Origin of the sequence: Pseudomonas viridiflava (assembly GCF_003702045.1) — a bacterium.
Lineage (GTDB): Bacteria > Pseudomonadota > Gammaproteobacteria > Pseudomonadales > Pseudomonadaceae > Aquipseudomonas > Aquipseudomonas viridiflava_C.
On the sequence record NZ_RBTP01000021.1, the window covers coordinates 31,888 to 47,608 of the forward strand.

12 protein-coding genes and 1 pseudogene are annotated in these 15,721 nt (G+C 60.5%); 4 read left to right on the forward strand and 9 right to left on the reverse strand.

The features are described 5' to 3' along the window. Nucleotides 1–27 precede the first annotated feature (27 nt). The 4 genes from ALP40_RS07950 to ALP40_RS07965 all read right to left on the reverse strand — a co-directional run bounded on the left by ALP40_RS07950 (nt 28) and on the right by ALP40_RS07965 (nt 3,940). Complete coding sequence (locus ALP40_RS07950; protein ID WP_122207760.1) at nt 28–900, reverse strand: rhomboid family intramembrane serine protease; 873 nt, start codon at nt 898–900, stop codon at nt 28–30. Then, nucleotides 897–1,868: a metallophosphoesterase gene (locus ALP40_RS07955; protein WP_122207761.1), complete on the reverse strand. Its 972-nt coding sequence runs from the start codon at nt 1,866–1,868 to the stop codon at nt 897–899. The genes ALP40_RS07950 and ALP40_RS07955 overlap by 4 nt, the downstream gene beginning before the upstream one ends. Beyond that, nucleotides 1,868–2,758, reverse strand: coding sequence for an NAD(+) kinase (locus tag ALP40_RS07960; RefSeq protein WP_122207762.1), 891 nt, complete (start codon nt 2,756–2,758; stop codon nt 1,868–1,870). The genes ALP40_RS07955 and ALP40_RS07960 overlap by 1 nt, the downstream gene beginning before the upstream one ends. A 96-nt stretch (nt 2,759–2,854) precedes the next feature. Continuing rightward, nucleotides 2,855–3,940, reverse strand: a complete 1,086-nt coding sequence (locus tag ALP40_RS07965; RefSeq protein WP_122207763.1) for a GGDEF domain-containing protein — start codon at nt 3,938–3,940, stop codon at nt 2,855–2,857. Between the two features lie 262 nt (nt 3,941–4,202). Between ALP40_RS07965 and ALP40_RS07970 the strand changes: the two genes are divergently transcribed. After that, nucleotides 4,203–5,186: a DUF1853 family protein gene (locus tag ALP40_RS07970; RefSeq protein ID WP_122207764.1), complete on the forward strand. Its 984-nt coding sequence runs from the start codon at nt 4,203–4,205 to the stop codon at nt 5,184–5,186. On the opposite strand, the gene ALP40_RS07975 is transcribed toward ALP40_RS07970, so the two are convergent. The 5 genes from ALP40_RS07975 to ALP40_RS07995 form a co-directional block, all read right to left on the reverse strand. Further along, nucleotides 5,152–6,432: an arsenic transporter gene (locus ALP40_RS07975; protein WP_122207765.1), complete on the reverse strand. Its 1,281-nt coding sequence runs from the start codon at nt 6,430–6,432 to the stop codon at nt 5,152–5,154. The two genes, ALP40_RS07970 and ALP40_RS07975, sit on opposite strands and share 35 nt — an antisense overlap. Then, nucleotides 6,432–7,640 (reverse strand): MFS transporter, encoded by a 1,209-nt coding sequence (locus ALP40_RS07980; protein ID WP_122207766.1) that lies wholly within the window; start codon nt 7,638–7,640, stop codon nt 6,432–6,434. The genes ALP40_RS07975 and ALP40_RS07980 overlap by 1 nt, the downstream gene beginning before the upstream one ends. Nucleotides 7,641–7,824: 184 nt before the next feature. Further along, the gene (locus ALP40_RS07985) at nt 7,825–9,168 is read right to left on the reverse strand and encodes an MFS transporter (protein WP_122207767.1); all 1,344 of its coding nucleotides are present in this window, start codon (nt 9,166–9,168) and stop codon (nt 7,825–7,827) included. A gap of 388 nt (nt 9,169–9,556) precedes the next feature. Next, the gene (locus tag ALP40_RS07990) at nt 9,557–10,477 is read right to left on the reverse strand and encodes a 1-aminocyclopropane-1-carboxylate deaminase/D-cysteine desulfhydrase (protein ID WP_122207768.1); all 921 of its coding nucleotides are present in this window, start codon (nt 10,475–10,477) and stop codon (nt 9,557–9,559) included. Nucleotides 10,478–10,528: 51 nt separating this feature from the next. After that, complete coding sequence (locus ALP40_RS07995) at nt 10,529–12,568, reverse strand: NADPH-dependent 2,4-dienoyl-CoA reductase (protein WP_122207769.1); 2,040 nt, start codon at nt 12,566–12,568, stop codon at nt 10,529–10,531. A gap of 225 nt (nt 12,569–12,793) precedes the next feature. Here ALP40_RS07995 and ALP40_RS08000 point away from each other — a divergent pair, with 225 nt between their 5' ends. The 3 genes and pseudogenes from ALP40_RS08000 to ALP40_RS25790 all read left to right on the forward strand — a co-directional run. Then, complete coding sequence (locus ALP40_RS08000) at nt 12,794–13,936, forward strand: carbon-nitrogen hydrolase family protein (protein ID WP_122207770.1); 1,143 nt, start codon at nt 12,794–12,796, stop codon at nt 13,934–13,936. Nucleotides 13,937–13,938: 2 nt separating this feature from the next. After that, nucleotides 13,939–14,979 (forward strand): AraC family transcriptional regulator, encoded by a 1,041-nt coding sequence (locus tag ALP40_RS08005; RefSeq protein ID WP_122207771.1) that lies wholly within the window; start codon nt 13,939–13,941, stop codon nt 14,977–14,979. 569 nt (nt 14,980–15,548) lie between these two features. Continuing rightward, a pseudogene (locus tag ALP40_RS25790) lies at nt 15,549–15,721 on the forward strand (threonine ammonia-lyase, biosynthetic); the annotation flags it as partial.

The following is a 15,721-nucleotide window of genomic DNA, read 5'->3' on the forward strand; positions in this document are numbered from 1 at the left end:
GCGCACTCCAGAAAATAGCGGGCAATTTTAGGCTTTGCGGCGCGCGAGCGCACCACCCAGCAGGCCGGTGACACAACCGATGATCAGGCCGCCAACATGGGCTCCGTTGGCGATTTCGCCGAAGCCCAGCATGCTCACGAGGCCGGACAGGCACAGGCCCAGCCACACCAGCATCAACACCAGCACGCCGCGTGGCAGACGGTAAATGGGGTTCGGCGCCAGCCATTGAAAAATCCAGCAATGGCCCAGCAACCCGTACAACACACCCGACAAGCCACCAAACAGACTGGGGCCCGATGACAGGTATTGAACATAGTTGGAAAACGCCGAAAACAGCAGTGTCAGCCCCAGCAACTGCCAACTGCCCTGACGAATCTCGATGCGCCGACCCAGCTCCCAGTACCACATGCCGTTCATGGCCAGGTGCAGGACCCCGAAGTGGATCAGCATCGGCGACACGATCCGCCACCACTGACCACTGGCAAGCGTGTTTTCGAGCGGCAGGAAAGTCGCGTAATCGCCCTGAACCCGGAAGTCCAGGAACGTCAGCCAGCGAATGGCTTCCAGGTTATCCCCCAACAGCGTCAGGCCTGCCACCAACAGCGTCAGCAGCAATACCAGCGCCGTCACCGGGCAACGTCGCAACTGATACATGAGGCCAGGGCCGCCGGTCACGGGTTCCTGCGTACTGCCTGCCGATTGAAACGCTTCATCGCCGTGGGGGAAGCGCTCGTACAGTTCGCGCACGTCCTGTGCCAGCTCGCCCGAGTCCGGCACCCAGAGCACTTGCTCACCCACCTCTTCGCTGACCCGGTGAGGGATCTGTAACCGATGCAACAGGCTGACAAAGCCACTCAGATCAGCGGTCAATGGCAAACGCAGGGCTGCAACAGGACTCATCGTGAAACCTCGGGACGCTGTACATCGACCCAGACAAATTTGTCCGGATCGATCTGTGTTTCCTGATCCAGCCGATAGGCGACCAATTTGCCGTAAAGCACGGCGCTGTAATCCAGGCAGGCCAGGTTTGGCCGGATCGGTGCGGGGATGCCGCTGCGCCAGTAATGGCCGACAAACAGCATCGGCTCGTCGCTTGCGTAACGCAGCAATGCGTTCTTTTCCGATGTCGACAATGGCGTCTTGGCCACGCCCTCGGGCAACGCATCGGGCTGAAACACGATGTCGCCATAGGTCTGCGGATCGTCTTCCCAGAATTTGGTCCGGAAAAAGGCACGGGTCAGACCGTCACCACCGGTCAGGGTCAAGCCATGCGGCAGGCGCATGTCAGTGCCGCGCAGCAGACGGTTGAACACATTGCTGGCGAAACTGCCAGGCACAGCCGAGGCCTGGACGAAGTCCTTGTCGATACAGCCGTTGCCGTGCAGGCCGCGCAAAGGATCGATCAGGGTCGCGTCCCAGCAGGCATGCACCACGCGGAAACGCTCCGCGTCCAGGTACAGCGGCAGCTCGTAGAACCACTCGACGAAGGCGGTCCACTCATCGGGGTGTCGCTCAAACTGCGAAAGCGTCTCGCCGATCAGTTTGGCGTGGCGCGGCGTGTGTTCACGCACGAACCGGTGGCCGCTTTCAGGCAGTGCAGGTGTTTCCCAGCCCAGCGCGTTGAACTCATGGTTGCCCATGATGCAGTACGCCTGACCGGCCTGAACCATGTCGTGAACGATATGCAACGCCTCGCGGATGCGAGGGCCACGGTCAATGATGTCACCGAGAAAGATCGCGATGCGCTCAGGATGGCGCCAGACGCCAGCCTGCAGGCGGTAACCGAGAAGCTCCAGCAGATGCTCCAGGGTATGGGCACACCCATGCACGTCACCGATCAGATCGTAGCCACGCGCCGGATCGATCATCAGTCGCCTCCAGCACCGAGCCGGCTGCCCCAGCCGAGCTTGGTGCGGCAGACTTCGTAATAATTGTGGTCCAGAGGATGAATCAGGCGCAGCTTCTGCGGCTTCTTGCTGACCGTGATGGTGTCACCGGGCGCGCAGGTGAAATGGTTCTGCCCGTCGCAGGACACCTGCGGGTAGATGGTCATGTCCTTGGCGACCACGATCTTCAGCTCACTGTTGCCATCGACCACGATTGGCCGGCCGGACAGCGTGTGCGGGTACATCGGCACGATGACAATGGCGTCGAGCTTGGGGTGCATGATCGGTCCGCCCGCAGACAGCGCATAGGCGGTGGAGCCGGTCGGTGTGGCGACGATCAGACCGTCGGCCTTTTGACTGCACACGAACTGGCCGTCGATGTAGATCTCAAATTCGATCATGCGCGTCGATTTGCCGGGGTGCAGCACCACATCGTTGAGCGCATCGCCCTGCCCGATCGCCTCGCCATGACGACGCACCTCGGCTTGCAGCAGAAAACGGTTCTCGACCAGATAATGCCCGTCGAGCACCTCGGCGCACTTGACCTCCAGCTCGTCGGGACGGATGTCGGTCAGGAAACCCAGGCTGCCACGGTTGATGCCCAGCACCGGCACGTTGTGCCTGGCCAGAGCCCGCGCCGCGCCCAGCAAACTGCCGTCACCGCCGACCACGATCACCATGTCGCACACCTCACCAAGCATCTTGCGCGATGATGTCTGCAGGCCGTGGCCCGGCAACACTTCGGCAATCGTCTCTTCGAGAATGACGTGAAGGTGCCGCTCCAACAGGAATTTCTTCAGGCGGCGCACGGTATCCAGCACCTGAACACTGCCCAGGCGACCGATGATGCCGATATTGCGAAATTGCTCCATGGGACTCCTGCTGCGGGTTCGATACGGCTTCAAAGCAGGGATTATGGGCGAAAGGACCGCGCAGCGGCAAACGGACATGCGCGCGCCACGCGCCGGTCAGACACCTGCGCCGGTTGCAGGCACCTCGCAAGGCATGGGTTCAGCCTCGCCGGGCAGGTCGTGCGACGACGATCCCGCCAGTGACACGCCTCTCCAGAACGCCCTGTTCTTCCCGGCGTTCTTGGCTTGATACAGGTTAAGGTCGGCGGTCTTGAGCACTTGAAAACTGCTCAGCGTGGCATCGATATCGGCCATTCCTGCACTGCAGGAAAACGGGTAACAGGTTTCAGTGTGCCGGATGGTGTTCAGCAAACTGATCACGTAATCCCGAGCCTCGTCTGCACTGCAGACCGGCAGAATCACGCCGAACTCTTCGCCTCCCAGGCGACCGTAGTCAATACTGCCCGGTGTACGCTTCAGGCATGAAGCCATCACCCGCAGGACCTCATCACCGGCGTCGTGACCGGACTGATCATTGATGTGCTTGAAGTCATCGATGTCCAGCATCAGAAAGTACCCGGCGCTGCGGGCGATCAAATGCCGCTCCAGCGATTCCATCAACGCCCGGCGATTGAGTATTTCCGTAAGGTGATCGGTCAGGGACAGCTGGCGAAACTGACTTTCCAGCGTCAGCACGTTGCGCAGCGTACGGGTGTAGGTGTGATTGAGCAGAATGCCGAGGCTGGTGGATGCGATGAACAACAGAGCGATGAAGACATACGCGACAGCGTCGGCCTGAACGCCCTGGGCCGGAGAAAGAATCAGCCAGGACAGCATCGTGACCAACACATAATCCCGGGTGTAAACCATCAACAGCGTCGACCCGAGAATAATCATCACCGCAATGGGCAAGGCCCAATTGATGCCCATTGCGCTGTTCAGCTGGCTGGCTCTGGCAAAACAGCAGGCGACCACGATCACGAACAGAATGCCTGCCAGACGCCATACCCTGAAATGACGTGCGTGATACTGCAACGCGCAGGTCGATAGCAGCCCAAGAGTCAGCATGACTTCCAGTGCGCCGTAATGAACGTCGGGCGTTACGGCCAGCACAACGAACCAGCACAGGATGGCCAGGCATTGTGCAAGGGCAACTGCAGGCGAAAGCAGACGTTTTATTCGGGCCTGTATCTCAACGTTCATAAACAACCCCAGGCCTTGAAACCTGACATCCGCACTGATCGTTCCGCACGCCGCACTGCATCGGTGGTGGCAAACGGGTCTTTCAAGACTGCTGCAACGAATCGCCCGGAATACAGATCGTATTAAAAGGCCATCAACAAGATAAGCCTGTCACGGTGGCGAAGCAACGGCCGTCGCCCCAAGCCCAAGCCCAAGCCCAAGCCTGGGCATGGGCCTGAAAAACGCTGCACCGGCCAGACCCAACTCAGGCTATTCTCGGTAAATGACTTTATTCCCGGGCCTGATCGACCTTCCCCGTCAGCTGCGACACCCTGAGGTGCGCGACCTTGCGTGGGTCATTCTTGCGCCGCCCATGCTGCACGCAGCGCCTTGGCCGCAACGCCATCCACTGACCGGGAGCGACTGGGTCCAGGCCCCTCAAAAACTGGCCGACTTCCTGCGTCGGCTGGATCAGGACAGCCGCGCACTGGAGCAATGGATCGCACAGGCCTCCACCCGCCGGCTGGGACGTTATTACGAAAGGCTCTGGCAGTTTGCCGTGCAGCACGCGCCGGGCGTGGAGATCATTGCAGCCAACCTGCCGATCCGGCTGGGCGGAAAGACGCTGGGAGAGCTGGACATGCTGCTGCGCGACCGAGACGGCGTGCATCACGTGGAACTGGCGATCAAGCTGTACCTTGGCCCGCAGGACGGCGACGGCAGCGACCCGGCGCAATGGCTGGGCCCAGGCTCTCATGACCGGCTGGACCGCAAACTTGCGCACCTGAGCCAACACCAATTGCCGATTTCTTCACGTTCTGAGAGTCGTCCGACGTTGGCGGCACTGGGCGTCGAGGCGTTCAGCGCCGAGCTGTGGCTGGGCGGCTATCTGCTTTACCCGTGGCCGGGACCTGCCGATCCGCCCGCCGGCGCGCATCACCAGCACCTGAAAGGCCGCTGGCTGTATCAGCGCGACTGGACGCGATTCATGGTCCAAAGCGAATCGGGTCGCTGGCAACCACTGCCCCGCCACGCCTGGCTGGCCCCGGCACACTATCGCCAAGCCTGGAGCCATGATCAGTTGCAAGACTGGCTGATGCAGCTCGACCCGCTGGCACCTGCGCAACTGCTGGTGCGCCTGACCGAAAATGCCGACGGTGAATGGGAAGAAGCGGAGCGATTGTTTCTGGTATCAGACCTGTGGCCGAACCTGGCCGACACCAGTCAACCGTTCAACCCAGTCGCACTGCCAGCGCCGCCAGTGTGATCAACAACACCGGCAGGGTCAGCACAATGCCGACCTTGAAGTAATAACCCCAGCCGATATTGATGCCCTTGCGTTGCAAAACGTGCAGCCAGAGCAGGGTCGCCAGACTGCCGATGGGCGTGATTTTCGGCCCCAGGTCGCTGCCGATCACGTTGGCATAAATCATCGCCTCCTGAATGGCACCGGTCGCGTGGCTTGCCTCGATGGACAACAGACCGATCAGCACGGTCGGCATATTGTTCATGATCGACGACAGAAATGCGGTCATCACACCCGTGCCCATTGCCGCGCCCCAGATGCCGTAACCGGCGAACCAGTCCAGCAGGCTGGCCAGGTAGCCGGTCAGCCCGGCATTGCGCAATCCGTAGACCACCAGGTACATACCCAGCGAGAACACCACGATGTGCCACGGTGCTTCCTTCATCACCTTGAGCGTGGAAATGGTATGTCCCTTGGCGGCAATGCCCAGCAACAGCACCGCGCAAGTCGCCGAAATCGCACTGATTGGAATCCCCAGCGGTTCAAGCGCAAAGCAGCCCACCAGCAGAATCAACAGCACCCACCAGCCAGCCATGAAGGTCGCACGGTCCTTGATCGAGGTTTCCGGCTTCTCCAGTTGATCGGGATCGAAATCGCGGGGAATGTCACGACGGAAATACAGCATCAACACCGCCAGCGTCGCGGCAACGCTGACCAGATTGACGGGCACCATCACCGCCGCATAGCGGTTGAAGCCGATCTTGAAATAGTCGGCCGACACGATGTTCACCAGGTTCGACACCACCAACGGCAGGCTCGCGGTGTCGGAAATGAACCCGGCAGCCATGACGAAAGCCAGGGTTGAGGCCGGGGAAAAGCGCAGCGCCAGCATCATAGCGATCACGATGGGCGTCAGGATCAGTACCGCGCCATCGTTGGCGAACAGCGCCGACACCAGCGCGCCGAACAGCACGAACAGTGCAAACAGACGCCGCCCCTTGCCGTTGCCCCAACGCGCCACATGCAGCGCTGCCCAGGAAAAGAAGCCTGCCTCATCCAGCAGCAAGGTGATGATGATCAGAGAAATGAAGGTGGCAGTGGCGTTCCAGATGATGCCCCACACCACCGCGATATCACTGAGATGGACCACACCGGTCAGCAACGCCAGTACCGCTCCGAGCACCGCGCTCCATCCGACACTGAGCCCCTTGGGCTGCCAGATGACGAGCGTGATAGTGAACAGGAAAATCAGCGTTGCTATAAGCATCATTTAGTCCGGGGCAGGAAAATCGCGAGAATGCCAAGCAGCGGCAGATAGGAACACAGGTTGTACACGAACAGGATGCCGTGGCTGTCAGCCAGGCTGCCGAGCAAAGCGGCACCGATGCCGCCGAAGCCAAACATCAGGCCGAAAAAAAGACCGGCGATCATGCCAACGTTGCCCGGCACCAGTTCCTGGGCGTAGACCACAATGGCGGAGAACGCCGAGGCCAGCACGAAGCCGATGATCACGCTCAGCACACTGGTCCAGAACAGATCCGCATAAGGCAGCGCCAGCGTGAAAGGTGCCGCGCCGAGGATGGAAAACCAGATAACCGCTTTACGGCCTATTTTGTCGCCGATCGGGCCGCCAAAGAACGTCCCCGCCGCCACCGCCCCCAGAAACAGGAACAGGTGCAACTGCGAGCTGGCCACCGAAAGGTCGAACTTCTCGATCAGGTAGAACGTGAAATAGCTGGTCAGGCTGGTCATGTAGAAAAACTTGGAGAACACCAGAAACGCCAGCACGGCCAGTGAGGCGATGACCCGTTTTCTCGACAGACCGTGGGTCGCCGCCTGCCCGGCCTTGAGCTTGAACAGCGTCAGGTGCGCGCGATACCAGCGGCTGATCGCATAAAGCAGCCCCAAGGAGAACAGCGCAAACAGACCGATCCAGGCCACATTGCCCTGCCCAAACGGAATGATGATCGCGGCCGCCAGCAAAGGGCCGAACGCCGAACCGGTGTTGCCACCGACCTGAAACGTCGATTGCGCCAGCCCGAAACGCCCCCCCGATGCCAGTCGTGCGATGCGCGACGCTTCCGGATGAAAGGTGGACGAGCCGATGCCGATCAGCGCAGCGGCGAGCAGAATCAGAGGAAAGCTGCCTGCCATCGACATCATCATGATGCCGATCAGCGTGCAGATCGAGCCCACCGGCAGTACCAACGGATTGGGATGGCGGTCCGTGTAATACCCGACCCAAGGTTGCAGCAATGACGCCGTGATCTGAAACGTCAGGGTGATCAGGCCGATCTGGGTGAAACTCAGGTCGTAGCTGGCCTTGAGCATCGGGTAGATCGACGGCAGGATCGCCTGGATCAGGTCATTGATCAGGTGCGCAAGGGCAACGGCACCGATGATGCGCATTACCAACGGACTGGAATGTGGGGTTGTCGTGGCCGTCGCCGCACCTGGCTGAGCACTGGTCGCCATGAAATTCATCCATAAAAGATTTTCGGGTGTCCCCGGACGGATGATTACAAGATGTGTCACGCGTACCAGGGCGCGCCAATGTGCCATTTTTCAGGGCAGGAGTGCCACGTTTTGTTGCGTTTTTGTAAACCTGTTCAGCCAGCGGTAAGAACACGGCGGTCGTGAGCGATCGGCAGATGAGGCGTTATGCGTGCGTCTGCACTGAAGTCACCGCCGCCTCTTTGCCCGCAACAGCCACATCATGCAACGAAACCCTGGACGTCTCGGGCAAGGCCAGACCTCCCACCATCGCCATCACCGCAACAGCGATCAGGTAGAACGCCGGTGACAGGTTGCTGCCAGTGGTGGTGATCAGCCAGGTCGCCATCAACGGTGCGGTTCCGCCAAACAACGTGTAGGCCATGTTGTAGGTAATGGCCGAAGCCGTGTACCGGGTGCGGGTCGGGAACGTTTCGGACAGCAACGCCGCTGTGACCACACCGCACAACACCGCGCCCACAGCCAGCAGCATCACGCCGACGACGGAAGCGGCGAACGAGCCAGAACTGGCCATCAGAAAGGAGGGAAACACCACCAGCATGAGCAGGATGCACGCCGTCGCCATCGTGGCGCGCCGCCCTACCCGATCCGAATAAGCCCCTGCCAACGGGCATATGGCGGCTGCGAATGCCAGCGCAATCAGTGACACCAATAACGCAGAGGCGCGACTTAGCCCTCCTGCCACCTGCAAATACGTCGCGAAATACGTCGTGAACATATAAAACGACAATGCCGTCAGCGAGACGAACGCGCCCAGGCAACAGATAGCGCCCGCATGGTGACGCAGTGTTTCCGTAAGGGGTGAATGAGCGACCGTCTGCTCCTGCTTCACTACCTGAAACGCAGGGGTTTCGTCCAGTTTCCAGCGCAGATACAACCCCACCAACCCCAGCGGCGCGGCAATCAGAAACGGCAAACGCCAGCCCCAACTGCCCATCGCTTCGGCAGACAGTGAGGCTTCGAGCGTGTACGCCACCACGGCCGCTGCTGCGAAAGCGGAAAAGGTCGAGACAGGCACGAAGCTGCCGTACCAGGCACGCTGGTCACGAGGCGCATGCTCCATCAAATAGGCACAGGCACCCGCGTACTCGCCGCCAGCCGAAAAGCCTTGGGCGCAACGAATGATGGTCAGAAGAATGGGCGCCGTCACGCCAATGGCGGCGTAGGTGGGCAACACACCGATCAGTGTGGTCGCCGCAGCCATCAGTAGAATGGTCATGGCCAGCGTACGCTTGCGGCCGATCCGGTCGCCAAGCATGCCGAAAAAGATCCCGCCCAACGGCCTGAACGCGAACGCCACCGCGAACACGGCAAAGGTTTTCAACAGCGCGGCACTGGTGTCCGCACTCGGGAAGAACTGCAAGGCGATGGTGGTGGCGAGAAAGCCATAAACGGCAAAGTCGAACCATTCGACAAAGTTGCCGATGGCAGCGGCGACGATGACCTTTCTCAACGTGGCGGGATCGACGTGTTCTGTGGCGGTTGTCATGCTGACCTCGGCGTATTGATCTGGAATGGATCGATTATCGAGACAGCGACCCGGACACCTCAGTCCAGAACAGTCATCCGCATAGTCAGGGCCGACGCCTCTGCGTGTTCAGTACAGAATTCATGCCAAAGGCTCTGGCGCGGGCATCGAGCCCATCTGAAACCGCGCTGCCTTGCGGCAAACACGGAGCCGCCTCTTATCGAACAGCGCATTATTAAAAACCGTTTTTTTGTGGGCGTGAACCTGCTGGCGAAAGCCACATTTCAGGCGCCGCCGCTCGATTGGATTTACGGACTCGTTCGCGTGCTCGCTCCCACGGGGTCCGTGTTTTCCAGAAGAACGGTGTCTACTCGATGAAAGATCGGTATTTGCCGAGTAGTCCAAGGCGCTATGCCAACGGCATCCCCATCGCACGCCGTCCCTGCAACCCGCCGGTATGAACGAATATCAGCCGGGTGCCGGGACTGAAACGGCCAGCCCGCACTTCGTCGTGCAGCGCCAGCAAGGCTTTGCCCGTATACAGCGGCTCGAAGGGGACGCAGCTGTCGAGTTCACTGCCAGACATGAACGCGAGCAACGAGGGATCGGTCCTGGCAAATCCGCCGCGACTGGCATTCAGCAATTGCCAGGGTGACTGACCTTCACCGACCAGTGCAGTCACGTTCTGCACCACGCCATGATCATCCGGCACCGCCATCGCACCATAGACCGGATGGGTGCCCTGCTCGGCGATGACCAGCCCCGCCAGCGTCGTGCCGGTTCCGGCCGCCAGCCACCAGCCGTGGTAATCGTCCCAACCCGCTGGCCCGAGCTGGCTGCGAACCAGCGTCAACAGCCGGGCGCAGCCTTCGGTGCCGGGCAACCCCCCACCGCCTTCAGGAATGGGGTACAGATCGGGATAGCGCGCCTGCCAGGGTAGCCAGAAGTCTGCGGCATGCCGCTCCCGATACCCGGCATAGCCAAGCCAGTGCAGCTGCATGCCGAAGGCCTGCAAATCGAGCACGGTCGGGGTGTCCTGCGGATGGCCGCGCAACAGGCCGACGGTCGGGAAGCCGAAGCGCTTGCCCGCTGCGGCCAGGGCATGAAGATGATTGGAATGCGCGCCACCGAGGCTGATCGCCCCCGCCGCCCCGACGCCAACCGCCTGAGCCAGATGCCCAATGAGCTTGAACCATTTATTGCCGCTGATCAGCGGATCGATAAGGTCCAGACGCAAGATCGCCACCTCGACCCCGGCCCGTTGCAGCCAGGCAAAGTCGAGGGGTTGAAGGGGGGCAGCGGGCTGCCAGCCGAGGGCGTCGTGGATCATCGAGAGGGCCGGTGATAAAACGATCCGCAGTTTACCCGTCTGCGCGCGATGTCACAGCCCGGCGGCCAGTCGCGAGCCTTGATCAATGGCGCGTTTGGCGTCGAGTTCAGCGGCCACGTCCGCGCCGCCGATCAGATGCACGTTCTGTTTGGCGGCAACCAGGTCGTCATACAGTTCGCGCAACGGATCCTGGCCAGCGCAGATGACGATGTTGTCCACCGGCAACAGTTTTTCTTCACCGTCCTCGCCGATGCGGATGTGCAGGCCTGCGTCGTCGATTTTCAGGTATTGAACGCTGTTGAGCATCTGCACCTGCTTGTTCTTCAAGCCCGTGCGATGAATCCAGCCGGTGGTCTTGCCCAAGCCATCGCCCACCTTGGTGCTCTTGCGCTGTAACAGAAACACCTGACGCGCTGGCGCATGGACTTCGGGTTTGATCCCGGCCACGCCCCCACGGGCTTCGAGCGCGGTGTCGATGCCCCACTCTTTCCAGAACGCCTCGCGGTCCAGGCTGGTGGCAACGCCCTGATGCACCAGAAACTCCGACACATCAAAACCGATACCGCCCGCACCGATCACCGCCACGCTGCGCCCCACAGGCTTGCGCTGCAAAATCACATCCAGATAACTAAGCACCTTGGGATGGTCGATACCCGGAATGGCGGGGGTGCGTGGCGCAATGCCGGTGGCCAGGATCACCTCGTCAAACCCTTCGTTTAAAAGGTCCTGCGCGCTGACGCGGCTATTCAGGCGCAGCTGCACGCCGGTGTCCTGCACCTTATGGGTGAAATAGCGCAGGGTTTCGGAGAACTCCTCCTTGCCTGGCACGCGCTTGGCGATGTTGAACTGGCCGCCGATTTCACTGGCCGAATCGAACAGCGTCACGGTGTGTCCGCGTTCAGCGGCTACGGTGGCTGCCGCCAGACCTGCAGGGCCTGCGCCCACCACGGCGATCTTTTTGATGTATCGAGTGGGCAGGTAATTAAGCTCGGTTTCGTGACAGGCGCGCGGGTTGACCAGACAGCTGGTGAGTTTGCCGCCGAAGGTATGGTCCAGGCAGGCCTGATTGCAACCGATGCAGGTATTGATCCGCTCGGCATGACCCGCCGCCGCCTTGTTGACGAACTCGGGGTCTGCCAGGAACGGGCGGGCCATCGACACCATATCGGCATCGCCCTCACTGAGAATCCGCTCGGCCACTTCGGGGGTATTGATCCGGTTGGTGGTGATCAACGGAATAGCCACTGAGCCGCGCAGTTTGGCGGTGACTTTGCTGAACGCGGCACGCGGCACTTTAGTGGCAATGGTAGGAATACGCGCCTCGTGCCAGCCGATACCGGTGTTGATAAGGGTCGCCCCCGCCTGCTCGACCGCTTTGGCCAGTTGCACGATTTCCTGCCAGGTACTGCCGCCTTCGACCAGATCCAGCATCGACAGCCGAAAGATGATGATGAAGTTCGGCCCCACGGCCTGGCGCACGCGGGTGACGATCTCGACCGCCAGACGCATACGGTTTTCGTAGCTGCCGCCCCAACGGTCAGTACGATGATTGGTATGGGCGGCCAGGAACTGATTGATGAAGTAGCCTTCCGACCCCATGATCTCGACGCCGTCGTAGCCTGCGCTTTGGGCCAGGGTGGAGCAGGTGACGAAATCGCTGATCTGCTTTTCGATGCCCTCCTCGTCCAGCTCACGCGGCGTGAACGGGTTGATCGGCGCCTGAATCGCGCTCGGCGCGACCTGCTTGCGGCTGTAGGCATAGCGGCCTGCGTGGAGAATCTGCAGGCAAATTTTGCCTCCCGCCTCGTGCACAGCCTGGGTCACGATGCGGTGCTTTTCGGCCTCCTCGCTGCTGGTCAGCTTCGCCGCCCCATCGTAAACGCCGCCCTCTTCGTTCGGCGCAATTCCCCCGGTGACCATCAGGCCCACGCCACCCTGCGCTCGCTCGGCAAAATACGCCGCCATCCGCTCGAAGCCACCGGGCTTTTCCTCAAGGCCGGTGTGCATCGAGCCCATCAGGCTGCGATTGCGCAGCGTGGTGAAGCCCAGATCCAGCGGGGCCAGAAGATGCGGGTAATGAGCAGCAGTCATGGCGAAGCTCCATCGTTTCAATCACGGATAGACGAGGGCCTCTGCGTGCCCTCTTCATTCAGGTCCTGCGGACCCTGTATGGCGCAACAGTAAAGAGCCACCCGATCACACTCAATGACCGAAAGTGACAAGTTATTGATCCAAATGCGCAGCGCCCCTTGGCAAGCGTCGGGTGTCGCCCTACCCTAGTCGACAATTTCTCGACGGCAGCCGCGCGCCCTTCTTATGCGTAAATTCTTTGCCACGTGCCTCGTTATGGTGAGCCTGGTCAGCCTTGTCAGTTACGCGCTCTGGACCGAGCAGCGCCCGATGGGGCATTACCTGTCGGATCTGCGCATTCGTCTGGCCCTCAATGAAGGACAGCCCGGCGACCGGGGAAACCTGCTGGGCATCGAGCCTGAACTGTTTCCCACCGACTATCAGAACCTCGAACACCTGCATCGCAAGCTGGCAGCCTACCTGCAACAGGCTCGCGAACACGGGCTGATCAATGCCCGAACCGTCGTGGTGCTCCCGGAACACATTGGCACCTGGCTGTACGCCAGCGGCGAAAAAAACCAGTTTTATCAGGCGGCCACCCTAGACGAATCAATGGACTGGCTGGCCTGGAGCAACCCGTTGAAATTCGTCACCGCGACACTTGGCGCCGAGGGTGAAAAACGCCTGGATGACGCCCGGTTGCGGATGAAGGCGCGGTCGATGGCGCGGGATTACCAGATGCTGTTCGGCGGGCTGGCCAAGGAGTTTCAGGTAACACTGGTTGCAGGTTCCATCGTGCTGCCCGACCCTCACGTAGTGGACGGCGAGTTGCAGATCGGCAGCGGCGCCCTTTTCAACAGCAGTGTGACCTTCGGCGCCGACGGCAAGCCTCTGGGGCCGCCGCAACGCCAGCTGTTCGCCAGCCGCTACCACAAGCGCTATGTCACACCGGCAGGCGATACGGCCGTCAATGTCATCACGACGCCTGCCGGCCGACTGGGCATCCTCATCGGTACCGACAGCTGGTATCCCGACAGTTACGCCCGAATGAATCAACACGGTGCAGAGCTGATCGTGGTCCCAGCGTTCATCAGCGGCCGGACCCGCTGGTCGGACCCGTGGAGCGGCACTCGCACCCACGACACCCCCACACTTGATCTTCAGCCGGGCAGCCTGAGCGAAAGTGACGTCTGGCATCGCCTGACTCTTATCAGCCGTGAACCGCAAAGCACAGCCCGGGCCGGGATCAGCGTCTTCATGCGCGGGCAATTCTGGAACCACGGAGTGTCGGGGCAGAGTTTCATCAGCCACAACGGCCAGACCATCGCAGAGCAGCCCCCGGAAAAAACCACGACAGGCGGTGCGCGCCTGATCAACGTCTGGCTCTGAGCATGGCTGCACTGACGTTGCGTCTGGGCGATTTGTCGGTGGGCTTCGTTCAGAGCCTGACCGACGCGGTCCGCAGTTTCGGGCACGATCCTGACCAGTTGCTCGATCAGTACGGGCTTGATGCAGCGCGTCTGGATCAGGCAGGTGCCCGGCTGTCGATCCCGCGTTATATGCGCTTGGGGCATGCCGCCATTCAAGTCACCGGTCAAGCGGGCCTGGGGTTGCGCATGGGCCAGCTCAGTCGGTTCGCTCAGGCCGGCCTTGCGGGCGTCACGGCAGCTCAAGCGCCGGACGTGCGCGAAGCGGCCCGTACCATGATCCGGTTCGAAGCCTTGTACGGTTCGAACTATCGGGGTCAGTCGAGCTTTCACGAAGACGCTGCCGGGGCGTGGATACGCTTCTACTCCATCAGTCCCTACAACACCTATAACCGCTTTGTGGTGGATTCGATTCTGGGAGGCTGGGTGGCGCAACTGTCATCTTTGGCCGGAGCGAACGTGCGCGCACAGCGGGTCGAGATCGAGTTCGAAGCGCCTGACTACGCCGCGCAATACACACACCTGAGCGACAACCCGATCGTGTTTGGCGCAACCACCAATCAGCTTCGTCTTGATCTGGACAGTCTGGCCCTGAAAAATCCTGACCATTGCCCGAGTACCTGGCGGCATTTGGTGCAACTGTGTGAAAAGGAGCTGGAGCAATTGACCCGCACTCGCAGCCTGCGAGAACGCATCACGCGTTTGCTGGGGCCGTTATTGAGTGGCGGTAGAGAACCGGATCTGGAAGAAGTGGCGGCTCGGCTGAAACTGCCGACCTGGACGCTGCGCCGCAAGCTGGCCGAAGAAGGCACTCGCTTTCGCGCCATTCTGAACGACACACGGCGAGATCTGGCGATGACCTATATTCGCGACACCGAACTGGCGTTCGGGGAGATTGCGTATCTGCTGGGGTTTGCCTCGGCTGAAGCCTTTCAACGTGCCTTCAAACGCTGGAACGGCCAGACTCCTGGGGAGTTCCGCCGCAGCCAGCGCCGAAGTGCCTGACGCGCTTCACAGTTCAGTAGCGTCGTCGGCAGGTTCTACCGGGTCCAGTTCGGAGGCGCGGTATTCGAGCAGTTCTTCTTGATATTCATCCATTTTTTTATCCTTTTGAGTGATTGAGTGGTTCACTTTTCGCTACGGTCAGTAAAGCTGGAATAACTGACCGTGGGATCAACATTAAAGTGCCAATGTGAAACAAAAATGTTGATACCCATCAATAAACGAAAAAGCTGACACGAACTTCAGACCTGCGGCGTCCTGTGGTTTCAACATTCGGGGCTTGACTTCAATGTTGCCGCCGACCTACTCTCCGATGCATGAACCCAATCAAGCAAAACCTCGGCCAAATTATTATTACCGTCATTCCAGTCATGGCGGGTTAGCCGACGTTTGCAAAAAAACCCGCCCTGGAGGCGGGTTTTTTTCTGCCTCCAGAGCTACCCAATGCTCAGTCAGGAGTCAGACATGATCGCTACCCATCGCGCCATCGCCTTCGTTTCAGCCATTAATTCGAGTGCCGCATGTTCTGGCAACGCCTCGGGCAACACGACGACACGCAAGGAAACGACGCGATGAGTCACGGCCAGCCTGATCTGCTCAACCATTACGCCCGCAAGATCCTCACCTCTCGCGCCTACGACGTCGCCATCGAAACCCCGCTGCACGGCGCGCGTCAGCTGTCCGAGCGGCTCGGCAATCAGGTCTTGCTCAAGCGCGAAGACTTACAGCCGGTGTTCTCGTTCAA